The organism is Streptomyces sp. CB01635 (assembly GCF_002803065.1).
In the GTDB taxonomy this organism is placed as follows: domain Bacteria; phylum Actinomycetota; class Actinomycetes; order Streptomycetales; family Streptomycetaceae; genus Streptomyces.
In genome coordinates this window covers 1,361,291-1,385,472 of sequence record NZ_NNBL01000003.1, presented here as the reverse complement: position 1 = coordinate 1,385,472, position 24,182 = coordinate 1,361,291, and the positions used below count along the sequence as shown (strand labels likewise).

Below are 24,182 nucleotides of genomic sequence, written 5' to 3'. Positions count from 1 at the left end.
GTCCGGCTGCGAGCCGGACGGGGCACCTGAACGGGACCTAGGGTGCCAGGAGTTGGCCCGCGGCCAGTGCCGATGCCACCGTGCCGCCGACCACCACCGCCGAGGCCGCGAAGACCGGAACCCTCAGGGTCCAGGTGCGCAGGGCCCGTGAGCGTGAGAGCCGGTCGAGCAGGGCGTCACGACTGCGCAGCACAAGCACTCCGACGCCGGTGAGCGTCACGGCCATACCGACACCGAACGCGGCCACCAATGCCAGGGCAACGGCCACCTTGCCGGTGAGGAGCCCGGCAAGCAGGACGAGGAACGCGGAGGGCGAGGGCAGGAGACCACCGGCCGCGCCGAGCAGGACGAGCCCCCGCCAGGTGAGCAGGGACGGTGGGTCGGGGATGTGGTGACGATGCCCGTGCTCATGACCACCTTCGTGCCGGTGCCCGTGCCCGTGATGCGTCTGTGTACGCACGTCGACCTGCCTGCGGCGGCGTAGATGCGTGTGCAGCAGGCGCACGCCCACCCCCACCACCACCAGCGCCGCGATCAGTTGCAGCCATCCCGTGAGCGCCGCCATGTCCGGCGCGCTCTTGGCCAGCAGCCACCAGCCGACCGCCAGGACCCCGACCGAGAACGTGTGCATCACGGCGACGACACCGCCGAGCCACACCGCGTCGCGGGGTCGGCCCCTGCCTCCCACGAGATAACCGGCGGCCAGCGACTTGCCGTGCCCGGGCGCACAGGCATGGAGCGCGCCCACGGCCGCAGCCACCAGCAGGGCCGTCGGAAGCCCCGCGCCGTGGTCCAGCAGTGAAGCCAGGTTAGTGGTCCACATCCCGCCCGCAGCCGACGAGCCGGTGCCTGCACCGGATTCGCCCGACACGAGGGAGAGCTCCCGCGTGGGCTCCCTCGCCGTGTGCAGTGCGCCGCCACCCTGGTCTGTCACGGAGAGCGTGCGGTAGGCGGGGTTGACGTCTGTCAGCGCGGTGACCGTCAGACTGATGCGGTCCACCCGATGGGGGCAGACGAAGCGGATTTTCATGCCGTCCGCCTTGGCGACGCGGCACGGGGCACCGTCCTGACGTACGACGATGTGCGAGCGCAGATACCGAGCCACATCGCCACCGGAATGCTTCTTCACGACGGCGATGTCGTCCTTCTGCGCGGACCAGGCCGTCTCCACGACCGGGCCGTTCGCCTCGATCCTGACGACGGGCGGGGTGCCGAAGGGGTGCGCCTGCGCCGTCCCCGCGCTGCCGAAGAGCAGCACGGGGACGGCGGCCAGCAGGAGCAGCACCCCGGTGCGGAGTGATTGCACGCTGATGCTTCCTCTCAGTCCCGGCGCGCGGCCAGCGCGTGGACCGTACCGTCGTCGGTGAGGGCGAAGACCCAGTCACCGCTGACGGAGAGCGCCGAAGCCACTCCCCCGCCTAGGTTGTACGCGGCCCGCTGCCTGCCGGTGGCGCGGTCGAGCACCAACAGGCGGCCGTCCCATGTCCCCACGTACACCGAGGACTTGGTCACCAAGGGGTGCATCGTGGGCGATCCTGCGCCGGACTCGCAGCCCATGGCGACCCGCCAGGGATCGTCAAGGGGGCTCTTGCCCGGCAGATAACCTGCCTTGGTCTCCCACACGGGCTTCGACGGATCGGACGCACTCGTGTCGTAGGCGCGGACCACACCGTCACGGCCCGCGACATAGGCGATGTCGCCCCACACGGCGGGGGTGGTGAGTGGAGCCCGGCCCGGCTCGCAGACACTGCCGCCGCCGAGCTTGGACTCCCAGGTCACCGCGCCCGTCTGCGGGTCGTGCCCGCGAACGCCGTACGCCGTGAACGTCACCAGCTTCGCCGGGCCCGACGCGGGCTGCGTCAGCACCGGCGAGGAGTGGCTGTCGATGTCACCCGCGGTGTCCTTCGCCCACAGCTGGGTGCACTTCGCGAGGTCCATCGCGATGACGGTGTTGCTCGACATGGAGTGCAGATAGGCAGTGTTGGAGCCGGGCTCGCGGATGGCGGTGCTGTGCGCCTGGCCCCAGGAGAACGCGGCCCCGAAGCCGCCGGGCAACAGCACGCCGGTCTTGGCGTCCCGGCAGCGGACCATGTTCGCGTCCTGGTAGACGGCGACCGTACGGTCCTGGCCGGTGAGCGCGAAGACGCTCACCGGTCCGCCCGCGCGTCCATAGCGGCGCACGGTGTCGCCGTGGGTCTCCTCACGGTCGATCGACTCCCAGGCGACATGCCCGTCCCCGGCGTCCAGGGCATAGACCCGTCCGACGCCGGTCGTCAGATAGACCTGTCCGCCGTGGAGGGTCGGCGCCGATTCGGCGTCGCCGTCCAGGTAGGTACGCCAGAGTTCCCGGCCGGATGCGATGTCGTACGCGAGCATCATGCTGTACGGCGAGTCGAAGGCGCGGGAGGAGACGATCAGTCTTCCGTCCGCGATCAACGAGCCGTTCAGGTTGAACTGCTCGCCGGTGTGCCGGGTCCACTTGAGGTCGAGCCGGGCGCCAGGGTTGTCGCCGCTCGCGGAACGTCCTGCCTCGTCGCCGCCCTGCCGCAGCCAGTCCTGCCCGCTCTTCGGCTGGGTCAGCCTGGAGTCCGGTACGACGTCGAAGGTGCTCTTCTGCACCGGGAACGCCTTGCCCTTGGTGTCGTACGCCGTTGCCTCGGCGGTGTAGCCACCGGTCCGCAGGCCGCGCAGCGGCGTGCCGCTCGCACGGGTCCATGCCCCGCGTGCGTCGGGACAGGGCTCGGCCTTGCCGCCGGGTGGGGTGTAGCAGTTCTGGGTGCCTGGCTTGGCGGCTCCCGTGCCGAACCGCGCGTTCGTCCGCTTCACGACATGGCCTCGGCTGTCCCGCACGGTCAGTGTGGCCTTCGCGGGAGTACGGCCGTCGTCCTCCGCGTACACCTCGACGGGCACCCCGGCCCTCGTGCCGTGGACGCTGCCCTGACCTGGGCTTACCAGGGCGGAGTCGTCATCGATGTCGAACTGCCGGTGGATGCCCGTCACATGACCGGTGTCCTCGTTGCGGCTCGTACGCGGATCGTCGGTGATCCCGCTGAAATCGAGCACCTTGTAGTCGGGGTGGGCTCCGTCGATGCCGTACGTGCCCTGATTGTTGATCTCGACCGACCGTTTGAATGCCCCGCGCCGGAATTCCGCCTGCTGGTTGTGTCCGGCCGCGACCATCCGTACGTCGTACTTGGCCAGTTCGTCGATGGTCGGCTGCATGCCCGCGCCGGGGCCCCACTGGGTGAACAGCGAGCGGTGCGCGAAGACCAGCACCTGCTTGCCGACCGCGTGCTGTGCCAGGTCCCTGCGCAGCCACTCCAACTGCGGTCCGAGCCCGCTGGCGTCGTAGTTGTCCTCCAGCACCACGATGTGCCGGCCGTTGCGATCGAAGCTGTACCACTCGGGAGCGAGGTTGCGGCGGTAGTACTCCATGCTGCCCGCATAGCCCTTGGAGGTGGCCGTGCCGCCGAAGTCGTGGTTGCCCATCACGGGGTAGAAGGGGTGGCCGAGCCGCCCCGTCTCGAGCCCCTTGCTGAACAGGTCGTACGCGCCCTGACGGCGCGGCTCTTCCGCGTAGTCCGTGACGGTCAGGTCCCCGGTCGCGATCTGCATCGTCGCACCGTCGACCTCCGACATCGCCCGCACCTGGCCGGTCCACTGGGGCAGTGCCGTGCGCGCCTCGGCGTCGGTACGGTTGCCGACCTCGGGGTCGGAGTTCATCACCCACTTCTCGGTGGGCCGAGAGGCGTTGCGGTCCGGAACGAGCGCGAAGTCGACACCACTGCCGCCGGTCTCGGGGACCTTGTGGAAGAACTGCGGGACGTAGTCCTTGCGCAGGGCCGGGGTGTAGCCGTCGGGCGAGACGATGCTGACGAGATCCGTCTCGCGGCGCGCCGGATCGATCTCCAGGGTGTACGAGCCGTCGGCGCGCGTGGTCGTCCATGCGGCTCCGTCGGTGACATCGACGCCGGGCATGGCCCGCTCGCCCTTGTCCCGCTGGCCGTTGGCGTTGCCGTCCCTGAAAGCGGTGCCCTTGACGGTGACGGTGGCCGGCGCCGCGTCGTCGGCGAAGGCCACCTGGGGCGCGAAGCAGGACAGGACGACGACTCCGGCGGTCGCGACGCGGAGCCGGCGGCCTGTGCGCAAGCCACGGAGCAGGGACGGCAATGATCTGGCGGCGAGTACGAGCACGACACCGCCAGCCGCCACCAGTGAAACGGTGAGCCAGGGGAACTCCGGTGGCGCGTGTGCGCCCTTGGCGTCCACGAGGGGCGTGGCCGCGGAGGCGTCGACCGCGGTGCCGTCGAACTCGACGACGATCTGGCTCAGTCCGCCCTTCTTCAGCAGCGTGCTCAGGTCGAGCGCGTCGAGGTGGCAACTCCACGCAAGTTCGATCACGACGCCGCCGGGAACCCCGCCGTCGTCACCGGGCACACCCGAGCCGGTGGCCGGGCAGCCTGCCGCCAGCACCCTGGATGCCCAGGCACCGGCATCGGCGGCGGACACCACGTCGCGGTGCACGATGAGACGACCACTGGTTACGTCAGCACCGGTGGAAACGACGAGCTCGGCGTGCTCGCGCGAGACATGCGCCATGGCGGGCTGGGCACCGGCGCCCAGCGCGAGGAACAGCAGTACGAGACAGAGCCCGCCTGCTGCGCGAATGTGTTTCATAACAGCGGAGACTAATCAGAATCCGTCATACCTGAGCCAAGATCGAACGACCTTAACCGGGTCGTCCGCAAGAGTTCAGCTACAAAGGAAGCACGCGGTCGAGTCAATTACCTGGAGAAGGGGGCGGGGGCCTGCGCAGCAGCCACTGCCCGAACGTCCGACGCGGGGGCCGCACCACCACGCGGCCGTGGGCCTTCTGACCAGCCAACTCCACTCGCAGAGTGACCGGCGTATCCGGATTCGTCGGCGTGTGACGGTACTTGACCCTGCTGTGCACCAGCTGCAGAGCATCAATATCGACCACGACGCCCGGCCTCGTGACCAGCGTCAGGGTCTTCCCCGTCATGCCCACATCGATCCGCAAGGTGTCGTGCGTGATCACTGCGTCAGTGAAGTCGAGCATCACCTCGCAGTACGTCACCGCAAGCTCCAACCTCCGCGGCACCACCCAGCGCCCCACGCGCTCGACTGCGCCGCTGTGGACCTGTTCGATCCGAACTACGTCCTTGACCCCTGCTCCCGTCCCGCCGACCGTAGCCGATGCGGGCGGCAGGTCGGCGGTGAGCGCGGCCAGTTCGCTCAGGGTCCGCGCCGACAGGGCGACTTCCAGACGCTCGTCCAACTCGTCCGCGGTCAGCAGGCCGTCCCCCGCCGCGATACGCAGCACATCCACCACCCGGTCCCGGTCCGCATGAGAGGCTCGCAGCTCGGGCGGCGAGCCGGGGCCGGAGCGCTTCCCGGTGGGCGAAATCTCTCCCGACATGCTTCCGTCCTGGTCCTGTCGAACGTCTCCGCGCGACGCGGGCTGCGGCGCAAGCAAAAGACTAACGCTATATCGCGACAGGGTCTCGGCTGGGCCTCATCACGGATGAGGAAGGTCAGCGCCATTCCACGGCATGGACACCCATCATGCCGAGGCCCGGTCGCGACAACAACCGTACCCCCGGGGCCAGTTCATACCTTTCTCCGGGGCCGCCGCTTCCTCCCGAAATCCATGAGCCCAACGCAGGCTGATCCCTGGACCGGCTCCCGCGGGCCGCCTGACCCCACCGTTTCCCAGGCCCGGCGCCCCCGGGCCGTAAACGGTGGGATGGGCACCTCTCGGCCAGGCTCAGGTCCACCACGCGGGGGCGCAGGCCAGGGCGGCGTCAACGAGGTCATCCTTGGCGACAGCATCGTCGGTCCTCCACGCCTGGATGGCGCCGGCGAAGCCATGGGCCACGAACTGGGCGATCACCTCGTGGTTCGCCCCCGGGAGCACCGGGTGCGCGCAGCGGTCCAGATCGGCATCGAGCACCTGGATCAACAGCTCCAGAGGGCGGGTGGAGCGGTTGTAGAAGGTGGCCCTGGTGACGCCGGCCCGGTCGGCCAGCTCGGCGACCGCGACGCACCCGAGGGGGCGCAGGTACTCGACGGCTGGCAGCCAGTCGTCGGATTCACCCCCCACATGGAGAGCTCCCAGACCCCAGCCAAATATTCATGGGCAAGTCTATTTTTAGATGAGTCTACGTTTTGCGCTACAGTGGAATCGGCCCCGGAGGTCAGTTCCGGAAGGCCGGTCCCGAAGGAGACACCATGAGCAAGGTCTGGTTCATCACCGGTACGTCCCGCGGCCTCGGCCGCTCGTTCGCAGAGTCGGCCCTGGAGCGCGGGGACAGGGTTGCCGCGACCGCCAGGAACGTGGCGTCGCTGGACGATCTGGTCACCAAGTACGGCGACGACGCGGTTCTTCCCCTGGCGCTCGACGTCACAGACAAGGCGGGCGTCGCCACCGCGGTGGCCGTCGCGCACGAGAAGTTCGGCCGCCTCGACGTGGTCGTCAACAACGCCGGCTACGGCCTGTTCGGCATGGTCGAGGAGGTCACCGAACAGCAGCTGCGCGACCAGATGGAGACGAACCTCTTCGGCGCGTTCTGGGTCACCCAGGCCGTACTGCCGATCATGCGCGCCCAGGGCAGCGGCCACATCGTGCAGATTTCGTCCGTCGGCGGCGTCGCCGCCTTCCCCTCTCTCGGCGGATACCACGCCTCCAAGTGGGCCCTCGAGGGATTCAGCGAAGCTCTCGCCCAGGAGGTCGCCGGCGCGGGGATCAAGGTCACCGTGGTCGAGCCGGGCGGCTTCAGCACCGACTGGGCCGGCTCCTCCGGCGTACACGCAGACCCGAACCCCGCCTATGACCAGGTCCGCGAGGCCATCGGGGCCCGCCTCGGCGACGCCCGGTACGCCGAGGCTTCCGACGCCGGGGCCGCATTGCTTCGGATCGTCGACGCGGAGAACCCGCCGCTGCGGGTGCTGTTCGGCACCGAACCGATCGAGATCCTCGAGCCCATTTACGCCCAGCGTCTGCAGACGTGGGCCGACTGGCAAGACGTGTCCCGGATCGCGCAGGGCTGAGCGGGCGCGCCGCGCTGCGTCACGTCAAACGCCCAGCCCGGCGCCATTCCAGTTGGCTACGAACAACATCCACCACACGCACACCCGAGGCTCCGGCCACGCACCGCACGCCCCTCGGTTCCCTCACCTGCAGGAGACACCCCCATGACCGCACCGCAGACGCCCCGAACCTTCGGGGCCACCACTACCGCCGCCGAGATCCTCGACGGCGTCGACCTGCACGGCCGCCGGGCCGTCGTGACCGGAGCCAGTTCCGGAATCGGCGTGGAGACCGTCCGGGCGCTCACCGCGGCGGGTGCCGACGTCACGCTGGCCGTGCGGAACACCGACGCGGGCGCCCGCGTGACCGAGCGCCTGGAGGCCGAACTGCCCTCCAGCTCGGGGAAGTTGACCGTGGGACGGCTCGACCTCGCCGACCGCTCGACGGTCACTGAGTTCGTATCGGCCTGGGACGGCCCGCTGCACATCCTCGTGAACAACGCCGGACTGATGGCCCCGCCGGAGGTCGCCCGCACCCCTGACGGCCGTGAGATGCAGTTCGGCGTCAACCACCTGGGGCACTTCGCCCTCGCCGTCGGACTCCACCCGGCGCTGGCGGCGGCCGGCGGAGCCCGGGTCGTCTCGGTGAGTTCCATCGGCCATCTCTTCTCGCCGGTGGTCTTCGACGATCTGGACTACCGCTTCCGCCCTTACGACCCGTGGACCTCCTACGGGCAGTCGAAGACTGCCAACGCCCTGTTCGCCGTCGGCGCCGCCGAGCGCTGGGCCGACGACGGCATCACCGCCAACGCGCTGATGCCGGGCAACATCGCCGACACGTCACTGGCCCGGCACATGGACATGCAGCAGGTGGCCGACTTCATCGCCTCGGGCGAACTCGCCCTGCCGCCGGGCAAGACGGTGGAGCAGGGCGCCGCGACCTCGGTCCTGGTGGCCGCCTCTCCGACAGTGGAGGGCATCACCGGCCGCTACTTCGAGGACTGCGCGGAGGCGAAGCCGGTAACTCAGCGGGCCGGCACCGTCGCGGGTGTCGCGCCGTACGCACTCGACCCCGACAACGCGGCTCGCCTGTGGGCCGTGTCCGAGGCTTTCGTCCGCTAGCGCTCCACGCTGCCCGCTACGACCACGCCACGGGCAATGGGCCCTGCTGCGCCGTCACACTTGCCTCCGCCCCCGCGCGGTCCCGGCGACTGAACAGAAAGAATCAGAGAGTACGCGACCGCCCCGAAGCATGGATGCATCCAAACATATATTCGTCCACGAACAGCCATAGAATGGAGCCAGGGAGAGAAAGAGGATGCATGAACCTGCGGGAGCGCAAGAAACTGGCGACCTGGCGCGCCATCCGGACCGCCGCGTTGCAGCTGTTCGAAGAGCAGGGCTACGAGACCACGACCGTCGAGCAGATCGTGGCCGCGGCGAATGTCTCGCGCGCCACCTTCTTCAACTACTTCGCCGGCAAGGAAGCCGTGGTCTTCGACCAGGACTCCGAGGAGCGGGGCGCCTGGCAGACCCTCATGGACGACCGGCCCGCGGACGAGCCGCTGTGGGAATCGCTGACCACAATCCTGACCGGGTTCCTCGAAAGCCTGCGCGACCGCATGCCCCTGCAGCGCCGCCTGAAGGCCCAGTCACCGGCCCTCGCCCAGTCGGGCCAGAACTTCGGCGAGGCGTTCTTCACCGAACTGAGGAAGTGGGTGGCATCCCGCGCCACCCCCGCCGACGAGCTCACCGCGACCCTGCAGGTGAACCTCGCACTGGCCGCCGCCATTACCGCCTACGACACCTGGCCCGATGACGAGCCCTTCGACGGGTTCCTGCAACGCCTCGAGCAGTGCCTCCGCGACGGGCGACCCGTCGTAGCCACCCGCTGAAGCTCCCGCCGGGGCCACGTCGGCGTCCAGTGCGGTGGCTGCTTGCAGGACCGGCGCCGGCCTCAGCAGCGGGAACGCCGTCGCCGGGACTTGCAAGTGCTCGCGTATGTGGCAGATGTAGCGGAACTCGCCGAGCGCGTGGAGAGGGCCCCGCGCACGAAGGCAGCCGGTCATGGTCATCGCGCGACCAATGGAGCGCGATGGCAACGAGGCACAAACCCAAGTCCCCAAGTTGCGGAACGACTTCGGGCCACGCACCACGCCGCCGTGGACCGAGTTGGCGGAAGGGCTGATTGCCCAGCACCGGGCGCCACTCGCCTACAGCGACGACCCGGCACCCGGCGACTGGGGTGTGGCCGTGCACCACATGCTCAACCCATCCCGCGGCGACCTCGACGACAAACAGGGAGACGCCTCTCCACCTTGCCCTCTCGGAGGATGCTCAGTCGAGGCAGAACTCGTTGCCCTCGATGTCCTGCATCCCGAGGCACGACTCGTTGTACTCATCGGCAAGCAGGAGTTGCCCGCGTACCGCGCCGAGCGGGACCAGACGTGCGCACTCGGCCTCGAGTGCGGCGAGGCGCTCTTCACCCACGAGCCCGGTGCCGACCCGCACGTCAAGATGCACCCGGTTCTTGACAACTTTGCCTTCGGGAACGCGCTGGAAGTACATTCGCGGGCCCACGCCTGAGGGATCCATACAGACAAACCCTGAACCTTGACGCTCAGGCGGCAGCGAGCGATTGTAATCGTCCCAAGTAGCAAACCCCTCGGGCGCCGGCGGTACGACGTACCCCAACACCTCGCACCAAAAACGAGCGACGCGCTCAGGATCCGCGCAGTCGAAGGTGACTTGGAACTTCTTGATCGATGACATCGGCGCACCATAGCAGGGGGACGCTGTTGCTCATCTCCCGGATGGCGAAGGCACGTTGACGGGGATGGTCCTTGAGAGCCGCTGCCGTGCCGTGCGGTCACAGGGGGGTGACCCGATGTCGATGCCTCCAAGGGGTTGCCCGTCGTTCGGGACCAGACGGCGGCCACGGCGCTCACCGTGCTTTCCGGGGGCAGCCTGCCGATGCAGTCCAGCCCCAACACGACGGCCATGAGCGCCACGGCCCACCTGCCCGGCCGCGCCCCTTGGAGACCTGGCGCGCCGGGTGCGTGCGACTCAGGGGTCAGACGGCGGGCAGCTCCGGTCCGGTGCCGGTCAGCTGGGTGGTCAGGGCTCACATCGCATGGCCGTCTCGAGGTCGAGTGCGGCGGCAGCGGGCTTACGGAGCTTGGGGCGGCCCTTCAGGCTGCCGGGCCCGTTCGGGCCGACATACGCGTTGCCGGGAATGTTCTGCGTGGCGGTGTACAGCGAAGGCAGGGCGCCGAACTCAGCGTCGATGAACAGGAAGCCCAGTACGCGGGCCACCTTGCCGGAGGCGGAGTGGCCCGCCAGATTCGTGGCAACGATGCCGGGGTGCGCGACGAGTGTCCTCACCGGGCTGCCGGACGGGGCGCTGAGAGAGCCGGAACTGGTGACGATCAACGGTGGGGCGGAGATGAGGAAGTCACGGTTGGCGCTCCGGGGCGTTCGCGGCGGTGATTGGCCCGGATTCAACGCAGTGTGCTGGGCCGATCTGTGACCGTTGCTCGGGGACTGGATGCTGACGCCGTCGGCGCGGACGCGCTGGACTTGTCGGACCGCACATCGCTCACGTTGATCGAGGCGGTGTGCGACTGGATCGGGCGCCGGCGCGTTCTCCGCCGGGCGTGTGGTGCTGCGGACTCGGGTCCGGCAGGCGAGGGTGGCAGGCTGTCCATGCGCGGCAACCCGCGACACCTCGGGGTCGAGATCGGAGTGAATGATGAGGGCAGTCCGTTTCAGCAGGTTCGGTGGCCCGGAGGTTCTGGAGATCGTGGATCTGCCCGATCCGCATCCGGGTCCGGGCGAGGTCCGGATCGCTGTGCGCGCAGCCGGCGTCAACGCGAGCGACTGGAAGAAGCGCAAGGGCCTGATGGATGAGGAACTCCCGCAGACTCTGGGCTACGAGGCGGCGGGCGTCGTCGACGAGCTGGGCGACGGCGTTACGGACGTGGTCGTCGGCGATCGCGTGTTCGGCTTCTCCACCGAGGGGGCGGCCCAGGCCGAGCTGGCGGTGCTGTCGTACTACGCGCCGATCCCGCCGTCGCTCGACTTCCCCGGCGCTGCCGCGCTGCCGGCCGCCAACGAGACGGCCATGCGCGCGCTCGACCAGCTCGGCGTAGTGAGCGGCAGCACGCTGCTGATCAATGGCGCTTCCGGAAGCGTCGGCAGCGCCGCGGTTCAGTTCGCCGTGGTGCGCGGTGCGCGCGTGATCGGCACCGCGAGTCCGTCGAACCATGAATATCTTCGCTCGCTGGGGGCCGAGCCCGTGGCCTACGGCGAGGGCCTCGTCGACCGGGTTCACGCACTCGCGCCCGAAGGCGTCGATCTCGCACTCGACGTGGCGGGGAACGGCATCCTGCCCGAGCTCATCGGGCTCGCGGGCGGCCCGGAACATGTCGTGACGATCGCCGACTTCACCGGCGCTCAGGAGCACGGGGTGACATTCAGCCGCGGGGACACCGGCCGTGCGGTCCATGTGCTCGGCGAGATCGGCGAGCTGATTGATTCCGGGCGCTTCTCACTCCCCGTCGTGCAGACCTTCCCGCTCGCCGAAATCGCCAAGGCGCACCGGGTCAGTGAGGACGGCCACGTGCGCGGGAAGCTCGTGCTGGTGATCGACCCTCCAACGCGCGGCTCCAGGTGAAACCCAACTCCTGCGCCTCCGCGTAGGCGGAGTCGACGTCGTCCGTGAGTACGGAGACGGCCGCGTCCGCGGTTGAGGTGGCGTCACGCGTGACGAGCTGGATGTTCGCCCCCGTCTCGGGAGACGTGTACCGGGATACCCACCCCATGTTGAACTCCTCGGTGCGCAGTTCGAGGTGGTCGGCGTGTAAGCCCTTCGCCGTGTCGGCGTCGGCTACATGGAGGTTGGCGATGATGCGGTTCGCGCGCATGTGCTTCTCCTGTCCTCCCAGGCGGTGCCCTCGGCGGCACGGCTGCCATGTCCACCGCGACGGTGCGGCCCTGCGGCGGTGCTCACGCTGGGCACCGCCGCCCACATCCACGCTCCGTCGCACCGCCTGTCCGAACTGCTTCGATCGTCAGCAGATCCGGGGGAGTTGTTCGCCGATCGGCAGGTCGACGACGCGTGTGCCGCCCAGGCCCGTGCGGGCCACCACCATGCCCGGATGCTCCGCGACGGCTTCGCCGATCACTCGCGCGTTCGCACCGAGTGGATGTGCGCGCATCGCATCGAGGACGGCGTCCGCGTGTTCGCGCGGAACGAACGCCACGAGTTTGCCCTCATTGGCCACATAGAGGGGGTCGAGACCCAGGATCGCGCACGCGTTGGCCACGGCAGGCGGGACAGGCACGTCACCTTCCCGGATGACGACGCCGGCGCCGGAGGCGACCGCGATCTCGTTGAGCGCTGCGGCCAGTCCGCCCCGGGTGGGGTCGCGCAGCACGTGGAGGTCCGGTGTTACGGCAAGCATGCAGTCCACCAGGCCGGCCAGCGCCGCACAGTCACTCTCGATCTCGACACCGAATTCCAGACCCTCACGCACGCTCATGATCGCCACTCCGTGAACGCCGATGTCACCGCTGACGATGACGACGTCGCCGGGGACGACGCGCTGGGGGCGGATGTCCACGCCTGACGGGATGAGCCCGATCCCGGCGGTGTTGATGAAGACACCGTCTCCGTGACCGCTTTCGACGACCTTCGTGTCACCGGTCACCACCTCGACTCCCGCGCGCCGTGCGGCCGTGCCGAGGGTCTCGGCGACCCGAGCCACGACGGACATCTCGACACCCTCTTCCAGGATGAAGCCGCAGGACAGGTAGGCGGCCCGTGCGCCGCTCATGGCTAGGTCGTTGACGGTGCCGTTGACCGCGAGGTCGCCGATGCTGCCGCCCGGGAAGAACAGGGGCCGCACCACGTAGGAATCGGTGGAGAACGCCATCCGGACACCGCCGAGGGAGATGGCGGCGGAGTCGCCGAGCTGCGACAGTGTCTCGCCGCCGAAGGCGGGTGCGAAGATGTGCTGCACCAGTTCGGCGGACAGGGCCCCTCCCCCGCCGTGTCCCATCACCACCCTCGGATGATCACGCAACGCGACCGGGCAGGTCCATGCGGTCGGGTCCACGGCTGTGAGTCGGGTGGTCTCAGGCAACGGGGCTCGCCTCCAGCGGTGCGGTGGTGATGTCGAGGCGTCGGTACAGGTAGTAGGCGGCACACGCGCCCTCGCTCGAGACCATCGTGGCTCCGAGTGGGTTGCGCGGTGTGCAGGTGGTGCCGAATGCGGCGCACTCGTTCGGCTTCAGCAAGCCCTGCAGAACCTCGCCGCTGCGGCACTCCGCGGGTTCACGGGTGTCGATGCCGGCCACCGAGAATCGGTGTTCGGCGTCGAAGTCGCGGTACCGGGAGGAGAGCCGCCAGCCGCTGTCCGGGATGACACCGATGCCGCGCCAGGCCCGGTCGGTGCCCTCGAAGACGTCCGCCAGCATGGCCTGGGCCGCGGGATTTCCCTCGGGCCGGACGGCGCGCGGATATGCGTTGTCGACCTTGTGCTCACCCCGCTCCAGTTGCAGCACGGTCCGGCGTACGCCTTCCAGAATGTCGAGAGGTTCGAAGCCGGTGACCACGATCGGAACGCGATATCGGTCCGCGAGTTCGGGATACTCGCCGATGCCCATCACGCTGCAGACATGTCCGGCGGCGAGGAATCCCTGGACCCGGCAGTTCGGGGACTGCATGATGGCCTCGATCGCCGGCGGGACCCGCACGTGCGACACCAGGAGACTGAAGTTCCTGATGCCCAGCTTGCGTGCCTGATAGACCGTCATGGCGTTGGGTGGGGCGGTCGTTTCGAAGCCGATGCCGAAGAACACCACTTCGCGGTCGGGGTTCTGCTGGGCGATGTGCAGAGCGTCCAGCGGCGAGTACACGACGCGCACGTCGCCGCCCTCACCGCGCACCTGGAAGAGGTCTCGTCCGGTGCCCGGCACCCGGAGCATGTCACCGAAGGAGCAGAAGATCACTCCCGGCCGGGAGGCGATCTCGAGAGCCTTGTCGATGACCTCGAGCGGAGTGACGCACACGGGACACCCCGGCCCGTGAATCAACTCCACCTGATCGGGCAGGAGTTGATCGATCCCATGCCGGATGATGGTGTGCGTCTGTCCGCCGCACACCTCCATGAGGGCCCATGGCCTGGTCACCACGGAGTGGATGTCGTCGAGCAGACGCCGCGCCAGGTCCGGATCCTGGAACTCGTCGAGGTACTTCACTGTTGGGCCTCCTGTGGAACTTCCTCGTCGTCGGCCCACTGAGGTCCGCTTGCTTCGGCCGCAAGCTCCCACGGGTCGCCGAACTCCTCCTGGAGCATGCCGAGATTCTCGAAGAGCTCCAGCGTCTGCCTTGCCGATTCCTCATCCAGTTTCTGGAGCGCGAATCCCACATGGACGATGGCGTATTCGCCCACCTGAAGGTCGGGCAGGTACTCCAGGCACACCTCCTTGACCACGCCGCCGAAGTCGACGGTGGCCATGCGGGTGCCGTCTCGATCCTCGATCTCCGTCACTCTCCCGGGTACCGCCAGGCACATGGGAACTCTCCTCGCTGTGGTGGTCCGATCCGGCTTGCCGACTGCGGTGTCATACTGCGATGGCACGCCCCGCGATCATCAACTGACCGAGCGCCAGCCCCCCGTCGTTCGGCGGGACTTCGCCGGCGCGCAGCACGGTGAATCCGTCCTCCCCGAGCCCCCGTGCGCAAGCCGAGGACAGCAGGACGTTGGCGAACACACCGCCGGTCAGGACGACAGTGGCCGTGCCGTGCCGGTCGCGCGCCACCGCGCAGATCCGGCGTACGAGATCTGCTACCCCAGCATGGAAGCGGGCCGCGATGACCTCCGGCTCCGCGCCTGCGCGAACGTCCTCGACCACGGCTCGCACCACAGGTCCGGGGTCGGCAGTCATCGGCTCCGACGTTTGCGGGCTCAGCGCGAATCGGTAGCCGGCGCCGTCTCCGTCCACGGCCGCCCGCAGTGCGGCCGCCTCCAGCTCGATGGCAGCCTGTGCCTCGTATCCCACCAGGTGGCACACGTCCGCCAGGGAAGAGACGGCGTCGAAGAGCCGACCCATGCTCGACGTCGGTACACAGTTCAGACTCCGCTCCAACTGCCGTGCCAGTACCCGCCGTTCGTCATGCGGGCAGGCGATCACACTGGGCAGGTCGTCCGTCCATGCGATGCCCGCTTCCCGGAGATGCGCGAGCGCCATCCGGTACGGGCGGCTCACGGCGGCGTCGCCGCCCGGCAGAGGGACGTACGCCAGATGCGCGAGACGACGGGACGTGTCGTAATCCGCGAGCAGGATCTCGCCGCCCCACACCGCCCCGTCGTCGCCGTATCCCGTGCCGTCGAATGCGATGCCGATGACAGGCTCGGTGCCGTCCAGGCCGTGCTCGGCCATGACCGCGGCGACATGAGCGTGATGGTGCTGCACCCGTACGACCCGGCGGGTGTTCGCGTGCCGTTCGGCCCACTGCCCGGATCGGTAGCCGGGGTGCCGGTCCGCCGCCAGCAGTCCGGGCTCCACACCTGTGATCGTCTCCAACTGCCGTTCTGCGCGCGCGAAGGCGTGCTGCGTCTGGAGGTCGTCCATGTCTCCGATGTGCGCGGACAGCCAGGCCCTCCTGCCTTCGCCGAGGCAGAAGGTGTTCTTGAGGTCTCCCCCCACCGCGAGCGAGGGCCTGACGGGCACCGGCAGAGAGACCGGCAGCGGGGCGTAGCCACGAGCGCGGCGTACCGTCATCCGTTCCCCGTCGCACACGCGCACCACAGAGTCGTCGCAGGGCACGTGGATGGGGCGGTCGTGGGTGAGCCAGGCGTCGGCCAGCGGCGCCAGCCGCTCCAATGCTTCGGCGTCGTCGGTGACGATGGGCTCACCGGCCACGTTGCCGCTGGTCATCACCAGCACTCGCGGCCCGTCCGGGTCCCCGGGCAGGCCGAGCAGCAGGTGGTGCACGGGGGTGTACGGAAGCATGACCCCCAGATCGGGACTGCCCGGTGCCACCGCTCCCGAGAGTCGCAGATCCTCTGATGGGGCTTCAATTCGGCCTCTCAGCAGGACAATCGGCCGGGCTCCACTAGTGAGAAGGGTCCGATCGTGGGGACTGATGCGCACCAGGTGCTCGATGTCGGCGAGGTTCTTCACCATCACCGCGAACGGCTTGTCGCCCCGTCCCTTGCGGCTGCGCAGCGCGGACACGGCCTGGGAGTTCTCGGCGTCGCAGGCGAGGTGGTAGCCGCCGATGCCCTTGACGGCGAGGATGGCGCCGGCGGCCAGGAGGGCGCGTGCCTCGTGGATCGGGTCGACGTCGGTATCGGGTCGGGGCGACGCGTACACAAGGCTCAGGCGCGGGCCGCAGGAACGGCAGGAGACGGGCTGGGCGTGGAATCGGCGGTCTGCCGGGTCCGTGTACTCGCTTGTGCACTCGGCACACATCGGGAAGCCGGCCATGGTGGTGTGCGCACGGTCGTAAGGGAGTCCGGTGACGATGGTGAAGCGCGGCCCGCAGTGTGTGCACGTGATGAACGGGTGACGGTGCCGACGGTCGCCGGGGTCGGCCATTTCGGCGAGGCACGCGGCACAGGTGGCCGTGTCAGGGGAGACGAGTGTGCGTGACGATCCCTGCGACCGCGAGGCGACGATGGCGAATCCGCTACCGCCCGCGAGGGGGACCTGCTCGTGTTCCACGGACTCCACCAGGGCCAGTGGCGGGGCCTGTTGAGCGATCCGGTCACAGAACCGGGCAACGGCGGAGTGATCTCCCTCGACCTCGGCGACGACACCGTCCTCGGTGTTCGTCACATGCCCTGCCAGCTCCAGCGATGTGGCCAGGGTGTACAGGAACGGACGGAACCCGACACCCTGCACAACGCCTCGTACGGTGACGCGACGGCGCTGAACCGCCTGGGCGACGGCCGGGCCGGGCTGAAGTGTGCTCACGGGAGGGGCCGCGTCATGACGACATCGTCCACGTGATCGTGATGGTGGTGCTCGTGCGGCTGTGCGGCCATGACCGGTTCGTGGACGGCCCCGCCGTCCGCAACCGCGAGGGCACGATCGAGCAACTCCCCCACGCCGCTGCCCCGTCGGGCCGAGGTCAGGACCACCTCCACTCCGGGGTTGACCTGCTCGACGTGCGCGCGGAAGGCCTCCTCGTCGAACTCGACGGCTTCGGCGATGTCGGCCTTGGTGACCACGACCAGGTGCGCGAGGCCGAAGGCAGTGGGGTACTTCAGAGGCTTGTCCTCGCCTTCGGTGACTGACGCGAGGACGACTCGAAGGTCCTCTCCGAGGTCGTAGGAGGCCGGGCAGACCAGGTTCCCGACGTTCTCCACGAACAGCAGGCGGGTGGCTTCCGGCAGCCAGCCTTCCAGGTGCCGCCCGAGCATCGAGGCTTCGAGGTGGCACAGCCCGTCGGTGAGCACCTGCTTGACCGGCACGCCCGACCGGGCCAGTCGTCTGGCGTCGTTCTCGGTGGCGAGGTCGGCGGTCAGCGCGGCGGTCGGCACTCCGCGCTCACGCGCGCGCAGGAGTTCGCGTTCCAGCAGGGCCGTCTTCCCGCTTCCGGGGCTGGACAGCAGATTGATCATCGTGGTGCCGCGGCCCGCGAGTTCGGCGCGTAGAGCGTGTGCGGTCGCGTCGTTCTTGGCGAGTACCGCCTGGTGCAGGTCCACGGTTCGGCACATGTCTCAGCGCTCCTCGAAGATCGGTTCGCAGGTTCGTCGGCGGGCGGTCGGCTCTTCCTCCCAGCGCACGCTGACGATCTGCAGTTCTCGGCCCGCCAGCAGCTCGGGCGTCGGCTCACCGCAGCGCGGACAGCACAGTCGCGGCGGCATGCCCACCGCCCATTCGTCGGCACAAGGTGAGCAACGTGCCCGGCCGGGCACGGACTCGGTGACGAGCTCGGCCCCCTCAAGGAGGGTTTCGGCGCAGGCGAGTTCGAAGCAGAAGGACAGCGCGTCCGGGACGACTCCGGCGAGCTCGCCGACCTGTAGTCGCACCGAGCTGACCGCGGTGACCCCGCCGTTCAGTTCCGCCGCCTCTTGCACCTGGCCGACGACGGCCATGGCGATGGACATCTCGTGCATCGGTCTCCGTCCTGGCAGAGGCCGATCGTGGGGCGGCCATTGCGCTCGGCTCCATTACAGGGGGCCCGCTGCCGAGCGACCACGGGGCTCGCCGACTCCCCTGCCCGGGTGCACCGTTCGGCGCAAGCAGGCCGTTACATGCTTCTCATACGCAGGTAGCGCTGGACGTCGGGCATGAACTGCCGTGCCAGCGCGGCGAGCGCGACGACGGCGATGGCCCCGATCACGGACTTCTTCATGAACTTCTCCTCACTTACGGGCCTCATGGGCAGCGGTCCCCACTGCAGGCGCCTCGCCCTCACACACGATCGCCTGGATCAGACGCACGGCTTCCGGAACCGCGGCGGCCACCGGAGCACTCAGACCGATGCCTTCCTCCAGGGAGGCGGGCTCGCAGCCGACCACGACGGTGCGGCCGGGAGGTGTCCCGCCGGTCCCGGAACAGAGTGTCTCCAGCAGGGCCAGGACCGCGTCCGGTGACATGTGGTGGCCGTCGAGCACGGGGCCTTGCGGCGCGATGTCACCAGGCGAGTCGACTTCGATGCGGTAGAGCGTTCCGGGGTCACCGCCTCGGGCGGTGGCGTCGACGAGCACGAGGGTGTCGTATCCGTCGAGCAGTTGGTACGCGAGGTGCACACCCCGCACACCGATGTCCATGACCTCAACGTGCCCGGGAAGATGGTGTGTTGCGAGTACGCGCACCGTCTCGACGCCGAATCCGTCGTCGCCGAGAAAAATGTTCCCCACGCCGGCGACGAGCGTTCGAGCGCCGGTCTTGTCGTCCCCGGTCACTCGTCCTCCAGTAGTGCGATTTCGTCGGGCTGGAAGTACAGAAAACGGCCCTGCTCCCGACGGATGTCGGCGCCGGGGTCGCCTTCGACGGTCACCGCCAGATGCACGCCCCCGTCGACGTCGTGCAACACCGCCTCGACAAGCGCGGTGCTTCCGTGCAGGAAGAGGTCCTGGGCGTCGGTGCGACGCCGTCCCGGGCGCAGCATCACCCGGCTTCCGGCACTCACCGGCCGACCGTCGACCGAGATCTCGTCGCGGGCCGGGTCCGGACCGGCGTCGCCCTCCGGATTCCACCAGGGCGTCTCGGGCATGACGACATGCGGCTGACCCGGCTCGACGAGAAGGTCCGCTTCGATCTCGTCGCCGGGCGTCTTCGGGGCAGAGCCTGTTACTTCCCGGAGTGAGCGAACCGCGCCGTGCAGGCGTTCCAGCACCTCGGGAGGCATGGATTCGGCCAGGTCGATCACGGCGGCGGCCTTCGCGTCCGTACCGCGGGCCTCACGCTTCTCCTGATCCGTGAGGGCCGCGGTGCGCAGGGCCAGGATCTCGTCGATCTCGGTGGCGTCGTACAGTGCTCCGGGACTTTCGGGAGCGACGGCCGGATGGTCCTCCAGGATGATCGGCGAGGAGAGCATCAGGTCCGCCTGGCCCGGCTCGCCGGCGAGGACCGGCCAGGTGTGCAGGTTGCGGCACGAGGCGACAAGGCCTTTGGCCCATTCCGGAGGATCGGTCATGGAGAGAAACGAGCCTGCGCCGAGACACAGCAACAGGTGCGCGGCGACGAGCGAGTGCGGGAGCGCGGCGTCACGGTCGGCTCTCCCGTCGTCCGGAGACCAGGTGCTCGTGTTCTCCACCACGGCGGTCAGCCGGGAGACCCGGTAGGGGCCGTCGACTTCGCTCGTGGAGAGACGGACGACTCCGCTGACCTCTTCGCACCGGCGGACCAGTCGTCCCACCAGCCGGCCCTCGGCGTCATGTACGAGTTCGGTCTCTTCGCGCGCGGGGCGGCTGAAGGGGACAGTGATTCCGTCGCCGGCGAGCTCGGCCACGTTGGCGGTCAATTCGACGCGTTCCTCCGCGCCCTCGTCCCAGGGAACCAGCACGCGGTCCGGTAGCGACAGTTCGGACGCGTCCTCGAACGAGCCGTCCTGGCAGGCCCGTTGCACCGTGCGGCGCCGAGCATGCAGGAAGCGCACCTCGACCGACAGGGTGGCGCCCGTCCTGGGCTCCATCAGACATTCGGTGTGCTGGAAGTCGTGCTCGTCGCAGTCCGCACCCCAGGCGGGCGGGACCAGAACTCCGAACTGCCAGCGCAGCCGGTTCTTGGCCGCCGACGCCCGATACGGATAGAGCACGTAGCCCTCGAACAGCACCGCGTCGGCCACCGCGCGGGCGGCGGCGAACCGTGACTCCGTCTCCTGGCTGAACACGGCTGTCGTCACGGCGCCGACCTCTCGGTGGTCTGGGACAGAGCGTCCGAGCCAGCGGATTCCAGGAGGGTGCGCACCGTCGCTTCCCAGGAGGACAGCGCCCGACGCGAGCGGAAGGCCAGCAGGTCGTCCATGGTGTCGCGGGGCAGCCGTACCCAGCCGGTTCCCGGGAAGTGCTGGTCGATCATCTCCTGCCACACCTTGACCGGCATGAGGTAGGCGGCCTCGCGGTCCCAGGGCACGGGCTCGACGTGGAACCCTCCGGCCCCGGTGAACGCGGTCCCGGAAAAGAGCATGAGGAGCGGCACGTCGCCACTCGACAGAGCGTGGAAGTAGCGGGTGGAGGCGACGTCCATGTCGTACGTGCAGGGCACGACCAGGTCGACTTCCGTCTGTCCGGTGAAACTGGGGACCATGACGGAGATCTGTGCGAACTGCAGCGGCTGGAGGGTGCTGCCCCAGCGGGCTCGGCGGCCGAAGAGGTCATGCAGTCCTTCGGCCTCGTCGGCGTCGTAGCCGCGCTTGGCCGGTTCGATGCGCATCTGGCACCGCAGGGCGAGCGCGTGCACGCGCGTCTGCTCGGATGCGTCGATGCGCAGCCGGAAGACCAGGGTGGGGCCGGCGGCGTACTGGTCGGCGCGCACGCCGACGCAGGAGAACGAGAACTCCGTCATCGACGGTGCGCCTCCTCCGGTGTCCCGGCCCGCTGCGCGATGTGATCGAAGAACGCGGTCAGGTCGGCACGGGCCTCCGCCCCGCCGTCGAAGCCCTGCCACAACATGCGCATCCGTCCCACGAGTTCGTAGCAGATGTCGACCGGCACGAGATAGCACTCGGTCCGCTCCTCCACCCGCCGCAGGAGCAATGCCTCCACGTCGGGTTCGAGCAGTTCGGCCAGACGGCTCTTGCCGAGTGCGGTCTGCCAGGTGGACGGGTCGAGTTCGCTCTCGGTGGCGCCCGCCGGGCTGGGGTAGAGCGCGACCAGTCTGTCGAGCGAGGCGTTGCGGAAGAAGAACGCGACGCTGACCGGGATCTGCAGGAGCTCCCAGGCACCGGGGTCGAGTTGGTGGTCCGGGTCCGCCAGATAGCGGTCCGGGACGGTGCGGAACCTCCCGCCGCCCGCGCCGCTCTGCTCGAAGAGCATGGCGCACGGCGTGCAGGCGCAGGCGAGGGCGCGGTTCTCGGTGTCGACCATGTGCCGGTGGTTGCCGTCGTCGATCGGCGCTCCGCACAGTTCGCACACCTCAGGCCGAGACGTGCGCGGCGCGGCGAACCGCCGCAGCCCCGATGCAGGCGGACGTGTCCGCTTGTGTGCCGTACTCATGGTGTCTTCGGCGAGGCGGGTGCGCTGCCGAGTGCACCGGAGGGCGGCCGCGAGATCTGCAGCAGAGGGGGTTCCTGCGAGGATGCCGCCCCCTCGATCTCGACCGTCGTGACCTCGGGCGCGAAACAGGAGAGGGCAGCCTCCACCTCCTGCCGGCCGGCCGCCGCGGTGCTCGCGCAGCCGCATCCCGAGCTCTCCGCGGAGCGCAGGTGCAACGTGCCGGTGGCATCGTCGAAGCTCAGAAGCTCGACGGGATGGCTGCGCACGCTGCCCAAGGCACGGGAGATGCGCGTGGCGGTGTCCTCGGGGTGCAGGTCGTGCAGGACGAGCAGGCTGGTGACCAGGGCGTCGTCGAGCAGCGCGGCGAACGGGTCGCCCTTGGACTTGGGGGCTTCGAGCAGCGAGACCATGCGGGCCAGGCCTGTGCCGTAGAAGTCCATCAGTACGCGCACCAGTTCCTCAGCCGCACCGGCGGCTTCGGAGTCACCCTGGGCGGTCAGGTGGTCGATGATTTCTTCGACCCGCCGGCCGGCCTCCTCCGCGTTCGCCGCCGTTCCGCCGGGCGGCCGGGCCGTGGTGGTGGACGCGCTCATCCGGCCAGCCCGCTCAGTCCGGTCGGCACGTGCATCTTCTGCACGGTCTTGCCGCCGCCGACGTACATGTGGACACCGCAGGGCAGACAGGGGTCGAAGCTGCGCACCGCCCGCATGATGTCGATGCCCTTGAAGTTCTCCGGGGTGTTCTCCTCAAAGATCGGCGTGTTCTGCACGGCGTCCTCGTACGGGCCCGGGGTCCCGTAGGTGTCCCGGACGCTGGCGTTCCACGGAGTCGGCGGATAGGGATGGTAGTTGGCGATCTTTCCGTCGCGGATCACCATGTGATGGGACAGGACTCCGCGTACCGCCTCGGTGAAGCCGACGCCCAGGCCCTCGTCGGGCACCTCGAACTTCTCCCAGGTCTGGGTACGCCCGGCGCGGACCTCCGCCAGGCCCTTCTCGGCGCAGTGCAGCGCGATGGCGGCGGCGTAGGCCTGGAAGTAGGTGCGCGCCCGGTTGCGCTCCAGCGCGTTGCTCCACTTCGGGATCTTCCATTCGAAGCGCGTCTCGGGCTTGGTCATCGTGCGGGGCAGGGTGATGACGACGCTGTTGCCGGTGGCCTTGACGTAGTCGGTGTCGACGAGTCCCGACAGCGCGGTCGACCACAGGCGGGCGATGGGGCCACCGCCGGTGTCGAGCGCCAGGTAGTCCTTGCCGTCGAACCAGCGAGGCGACATCACCCAGCTGTAGTTGCCCTCGAAGTCGCGCTTCTGGGGGGCGGGGATCGTGTGCTGGTTCCAGGGGTGGCGCGGGTCGACCGGATTGCCGAGCGGGTCGTGGGTGACGAACTGCTCCTTGCCCTGCCAGTCCTCGTAGTACGAACTGCCGAGCAGGATACGGATGCCCAGGTTGATCTCGGTGAGGTCGTTGGTGACGAGTTTGCCGTCCACGATGATGCCCGGGGTGACGAACATCTTCCGTCCCCAGTCGGTCATGTTGGCGTACGTGAAGTCGCAGTACTCGGGGTCGTTGAGCGCGCCCCAGCAGCCGAGCAGAACGCGGCGGCGGCCTACTTCCTCGTACCCGGGCAGGGCCTCGTAGAAGAAGTCGAACAGGTCGTCGTGCAGGGGCACTACGCGCTTCATGAACTCCACGTAGCGCATGAGGCGGCTCATGTAGTCGGTGAAGAGTTGGACGGACGCGATGGTGCCCACGCCGCCCGGGTAGAGCGTGGAGGGGTGCACATGGCGGCCCTCCATCAGGCAGAACATCTCGCGCGTGTAGCGGCTGACCTGGAGTGCCTCGCGGTAGAACTCGCCCTCGAGCGGGTTGAGCGAGCGCATGATGTCGGCGATCGTGCGGTAGCCGTGCTCTGCGGCGTGCGGCGCCTCGGTGCGCTCGGCGAGTTCCAGCACGCCGGGGTTGGTCTCGCGGACCATCTTCTCGCAGTAGTCGACCCCGACCAGGTTCTCCTGGAAGATGTTGTGGTCGAACATGTACTCAGCGGACTCGCCGAGGTTGATGATCCACTCGGCGAGGTGCGGCGGCTTCACTCCGTACGCCATGTTCTGCGCGTACACGGAGCAGGTGGCGTGGTTGTCTCCGCAGATGCCGCAGATGCGGCTGGTGATGAAGTGCGCGTCGCGGGGGTCCTTGCCCCGCATGAAGACGCTGTAGCCGCGGAAGACCGACGACGTGCTGTAGCACTCCGCCACCCGCTTCTGCTTGAAGTCGATCTTGGTGTGGATGCCGAGGCTTCCCACGATCCGGGTGATCGGATCCCAGGACATCTCCACCAGGCCGTTACTGTCGGTCTTCGTCTTTGGTGCCATCTTCTGTGCAGCGCCCTTCGTCAAGTCTTCGTACGGGAGGTCGGATCACCTGGGACGGCCACCCCGAGGGCGCCGTGCGGGAC

Annotated in this window: 24 protein-coding genes; 4 read left to right on the top strand and 20 right to left on the bottom strand. The window is 68.8% G+C overall.

Annotation, left to right across the window (positions count from 1 at the left end; all coding sequences use genetic code 11):
- Positions 1 to 37 precede the first annotated feature (37 nt).
- From CG723_RS14495 to CG723_RS14480, 4 genes are all read right to left on the bottom strand, one after another.
- The gene (locus tag CG723_RS14495; protein WP_234374292.1) at positions 38 to 1,306 is read right to left on the bottom strand and encodes a hypothetical protein; all 1,269 of its coding nucleotides are present in this window, start codon (positions 1,304 to 1,306) and stop codon (positions 38 to 40) included.
- Positions 1,307 to 1,320: 14 nt separating this feature from the next.
- Positions 1,321 to 4,677: an outer membrane protein assembly factor BamB family protein gene (locus tag CG723_RS14490; protein WP_100593666.1), complete on the bottom strand. Its 3,357-nt coding sequence runs from the start codon at positions 4,675 to 4,677 to the stop codon at positions 1,321 to 1,323.
- 103 nt (positions 4,678 to 4,780) lie between these two features.
- The gene (locus CG723_RS14485) at positions 4,781 to 5,440 is read right to left on the bottom strand and encodes a DUF1707 SHOCT-like domain-containing protein (RefSeq protein WP_100593665.1); all 660 of its coding nucleotides are present in this window, start codon (positions 5,438 to 5,440) and stop codon (positions 4,781 to 4,783) included.
- 348 nt (positions 5,441 to 5,788) lie between these two features.
- Positions 5,789 to 6,124, bottom strand: a complete 336-nt coding sequence (locus CG723_RS14480) for a hypothetical protein (RefSeq protein ID WP_199841742.1) — start codon at positions 6,122 to 6,124, stop codon at positions 5,789 to 5,791.
- A gap of 128 nt (positions 6,125 to 6,252) precedes the next feature.
- Here CG723_RS14480 and CG723_RS14475 point away from each other — a divergent pair, with 128 nt between their 5' ends.
- From CG723_RS14475 to CG723_RS14465, 3 genes are all read left to right on the top strand, one after another.
- Entirely contained in the window at positions 6,253 to 7,071 is an 819-nt protein-coding gene (locus tag CG723_RS14475; RefSeq protein WP_100593664.1) for an SDR family NAD(P)-dependent oxidoreductase, read from the top strand.
- A gap of 144 nt (positions 7,072 to 7,215) precedes the next feature.
- Complete coding sequence (locus CG723_RS14470) at positions 7,216 to 8,172, top strand: SDR family NAD(P)-dependent oxidoreductase (RefSeq protein WP_100593663.1); 957 nt, start codon at positions 7,216 to 7,218, stop codon at positions 8,170 to 8,172.
- 200 nt (positions 8,173 to 8,372) lie between these two features.
- Positions 8,373 to 8,945, top strand: a complete 573-nt coding sequence (locus CG723_RS14465) for a TetR/AcrR family transcriptional regulator (protein ID WP_100593662.1) — start codon at positions 8,373 to 8,375, stop codon at positions 8,943 to 8,945.
- Between the two features lie 442 nt (positions 8,946 to 9,387).
- On the opposite strand, the gene CG723_RS14460 is transcribed toward CG723_RS14465, so the two are convergent.
- Entirely contained in the window at positions 9,388 to 9,822 is a 435-nt protein-coding gene (locus CG723_RS14460; protein ID WP_100593892.1) for a VOC family protein, read from the bottom strand.
- A gap of 345 nt (positions 9,823 to 10,167) precedes the next feature.
- Entirely contained in the window at positions 10,168 to 10,434 is a 267-nt protein-coding gene (locus CG723_RS14455; protein WP_159032453.1) for a hypothetical protein, read from the bottom strand.
- A gap of 367 nt (positions 10,435 to 10,801) precedes the next feature.
- Here CG723_RS14455 and CG723_RS14450 point away from each other — a divergent pair, with 367 nt between their 5' ends.
- Positions 10,802 to 11,725 (top strand): NADP-dependent oxidoreductase, encoded by a 924-nt coding sequence (locus CG723_RS14450; protein ID WP_100593660.1) that lies wholly within the window; start codon positions 10,802 to 10,804, stop codon positions 11,723 to 11,725.
- Here the strand turns inward: CG723_RS14450 and CG723_RS14445 are convergent.
- The 14 genes from CG723_RS14445 to CG723_RS14385 form a co-directional block, all read right to left on the bottom strand.
- Complete coding sequence (locus tag CG723_RS14445) at positions 11,655 to 11,975, bottom strand: hypothetical protein (RefSeq protein WP_199841741.1); 321 nt, start codon at positions 11,973 to 11,975, stop codon at positions 11,655 to 11,657. The genes CG723_RS14450 and CG723_RS14445 overlap by 71 nt on opposite strands.
- A 147-nt stretch (positions 11,976 to 12,122) precedes the next feature.
- On the bottom strand, positions 12,123 to 13,196 hold the full coding sequence (hypE, locus tag CG723_RS14440) for a hydrogenase expression/formation protein HypE (RefSeq protein ID WP_100593659.1): 1,074 nt from the start codon (positions 13,194 to 13,196) through the stop codon (positions 12,123 to 12,125).
- On the bottom strand, positions 13,189 to 14,313 hold the full coding sequence (gene hypD, locus CG723_RS14435) for a hydrogenase formation protein HypD (protein WP_100593658.1): 1,125 nt from the start codon (positions 14,311 to 14,313) through the stop codon (positions 13,189 to 13,191). The genes hypE and hypD overlap by 8 nt, the downstream gene beginning before the upstream one ends.
- On the bottom strand, positions 14,310 to 14,630 hold the full coding sequence (locus tag CG723_RS14430) for a HypC/HybG/HupF family hydrogenase formation chaperone (RefSeq protein ID WP_100593657.1): 321 nt from the start codon (positions 14,628 to 14,630) through the stop codon (positions 14,310 to 14,312). The genes hypD and CG723_RS14430 overlap by 4 nt, the downstream gene beginning before the upstream one ends.
- Positions 14,631 to 14,679: 49 nt before the next feature.
- Positions 14,680 to 17,037, bottom strand: a complete 2,358-nt coding sequence (gene hypF / locus CG723_RS14425) for a carbamoyltransferase HypF (RefSeq protein ID WP_100593656.1) — start codon at positions 17,035 to 17,037, stop codon at positions 14,680 to 14,682.
- Complete coding sequence (gene hypB / locus CG723_RS14420) at positions 17,034 to 17,783, bottom strand: hydrogenase nickel incorporation protein HypB (protein WP_100593655.1); 750 nt, start codon at positions 17,781 to 17,783, stop codon at positions 17,034 to 17,036. Before hypB ends, hypF begins: the two co-directional genes overlap by 4 nt.
- Positions 17,784 to 17,786: 3 nt before the next feature.
- On the bottom strand, positions 17,787 to 18,185 hold the full coding sequence (locus CG723_RS14415; RefSeq protein WP_100593654.1) for a hydrogenase maturation nickel metallochaperone HypA/HybF: 399 nt from the start codon (positions 18,183 to 18,185) through the stop codon (positions 17,787 to 17,789).
- Between the two features lie 134 nt (positions 18,186 to 18,319).
- Entirely contained in the window at positions 18,320 to 18,424 is a 105-nt protein-coding gene (locus CG723_RS49200) for a DUF6893 family small protein (protein WP_383089476.1), read from the bottom strand.
- Between the two features lie 10 nt (positions 18,425 to 18,434).
- Positions 18,435 to 18,977: a hydrogenase maturation protease gene (locus CG723_RS14410; protein WP_100593653.1), complete on the bottom strand. Its 543-nt coding sequence runs from the start codon at positions 18,975 to 18,977 to the stop codon at positions 18,435 to 18,437.
- The gene (locus tag CG723_RS14405) at positions 18,974 to 20,419 is read right to left on the bottom strand and encodes a hypothetical protein (protein WP_100593652.1); all 1,446 of its coding nucleotides are present in this window, start codon (positions 20,417 to 20,419) and stop codon (positions 18,974 to 18,976) included. Before CG723_RS14405 ends, CG723_RS14410 begins: the two co-directional genes overlap by 4 nt.
- The gene (locus tag CG723_RS14400; RefSeq protein WP_100593651.1) at positions 20,416 to 21,081 is read right to left on the bottom strand and encodes a DUF6084 family protein; all 666 of its coding nucleotides are present in this window, start codon (positions 21,079 to 21,081) and stop codon (positions 20,416 to 20,418) included. Before CG723_RS14400 ends, CG723_RS14405 begins: the two co-directional genes overlap by 4 nt.
- Positions 21,078 to 21,731: a DUF5947 family protein gene (locus CG723_RS14395; protein WP_100593650.1), complete on the bottom strand. Its 654-nt coding sequence runs from the start codon at positions 21,729 to 21,731 to the stop codon at positions 21,078 to 21,080. Before CG723_RS14395 ends, CG723_RS14400 begins: the two co-directional genes overlap by 4 nt.
- Positions 21,728 to 22,324, bottom strand: a complete 597-nt coding sequence (locus CG723_RS14390) for a hypothetical protein (protein WP_100593649.1) — start codon at positions 22,322 to 22,324, stop codon at positions 21,728 to 21,730. Before CG723_RS14390 ends, CG723_RS14395 begins: the two co-directional genes overlap by 4 nt.
- Positions 22,321 to 24,099, bottom strand: a complete 1,779-nt coding sequence (locus CG723_RS14385) for a nickel-dependent hydrogenase large subunit (RefSeq protein ID WP_100593648.1) — start codon at positions 24,097 to 24,099, stop codon at positions 22,321 to 22,323. Before CG723_RS14385 ends, CG723_RS14390 begins: the two co-directional genes overlap by 4 nt.
- Between the last annotated feature and the right edge of the window lie 83 nt (positions 24,100 to 24,182).

What these genes read in the sequence shown, in the direction of transcription:
- CG723_RS14490 (WP_100593666.1), bottom strand. Translation starts at nt 4,677, where the DNA reads ATGAAACACATTCGCGCAGCAGGCGGGCTCTGTCTCGTACTGCTGTTC.
- CG723_RS14390 (WP_100593649.1), bottom strand. Translation starts at nt 22,324, where the DNA reads ATGAGCGCGTCCACCACCACGGCCCGGCCGCCCGGCGGAACGGCGGCG.
- CG723_RS14460 (WP_100593892.1), bottom strand. Translation starts at nt 9,822, where the DNA reads ATGTCATCGATCAAGAAGTTCCAAGTCACCTTCGACTGCGCGGATCCT.
- CG723_RS49200 (WP_383089476.1), bottom strand. Translation starts at nt 18,424, where the DNA reads ATGAAGAAGTCCGTGATCGGGGCCATCGCCGTCGTCGCGCTCGCCGCG.
- CG723_RS14485 (WP_100593665.1), bottom strand. Translation starts at nt 5,440, where the DNA reads ATGTCGGGAGAGATTTCGCCCACCGGGAAGCGCTCCGGCCCCGGCTCG.
- CG723_RS14400 (WP_100593651.1), bottom strand. Translation starts at nt 21,081, where the DNA reads ATGACGGAGTTCTCGTTCTCCTGCGTCGGCGTGCGCGCCGACCAGTAC.
- CG723_RS14465 (WP_100593662.1), top strand. Translation starts at nt 8,373, where the DNA reads ATGAACCTGCGGGAGCGCAAGAAACTGGCGACCTGGCGCGCCATCCGG.
- CG723_RS14470 (WP_100593663.1), top strand. Translation starts at nt 7,216, where the DNA reads ATGACCGCACCGCAGACGCCCCGAACCTTCGGGGCCACCACTACCGCC.
- CG723_RS14385 (WP_100593648.1), bottom strand. Translation starts at nt 24,099, where the DNA reads ATGGCACCAAAGACGAAGACCGACAGTAACGGCCTGGTGGAGATGTCC.
- CG723_RS14395 (WP_100593650.1), bottom strand. Translation starts at nt 21,731, where the DNA reads ATGAGTACGGCACACAAGCGGACACGTCCGCCTGCATCGGGGCTGCGG.
- hypB (WP_100593655.1), bottom strand. Translation starts at nt 17,783, where the DNA reads ATGTGCCGAACCGTGGACCTGCACCAGGCGGTACTCGCCAAGAACGAC.
- CG723_RS14430 (WP_100593657.1), bottom strand. Translation starts at nt 14,630, where the DNA reads ATGTGCCTGGCGGTACCCGGGAGAGTGACGGAGATCGAGGATCGAGAC.
- CG723_RS14415 (WP_100593654.1), bottom strand. Translation starts at nt 18,185, where the DNA reads ATGCACGAGATGTCCATCGCCATGGCCGTCGTCGGCCAGGTGCAAGAG.
- CG723_RS14450 (WP_100593660.1), top strand. Translation starts at nt 10,802, where the DNA reads ATGAGGGCAGTCCGTTTCAGCAGGTTCGGTGGCCCGGAGGTTCTGGAG.
- CG723_RS14475 (WP_100593664.1), top strand. Translation starts at nt 6,253, where the DNA reads ATGAGCAAGGTCTGGTTCATCACCGGTACGTCCCGCGGCCTCGGCCGC.
- CG723_RS14445 (WP_199841741.1), bottom strand. Translation starts at nt 11,975, where the DNA reads ATGCGCGCGAACCGCATCATCGCCAACCTCCATGTAGCCGACGCCGAC.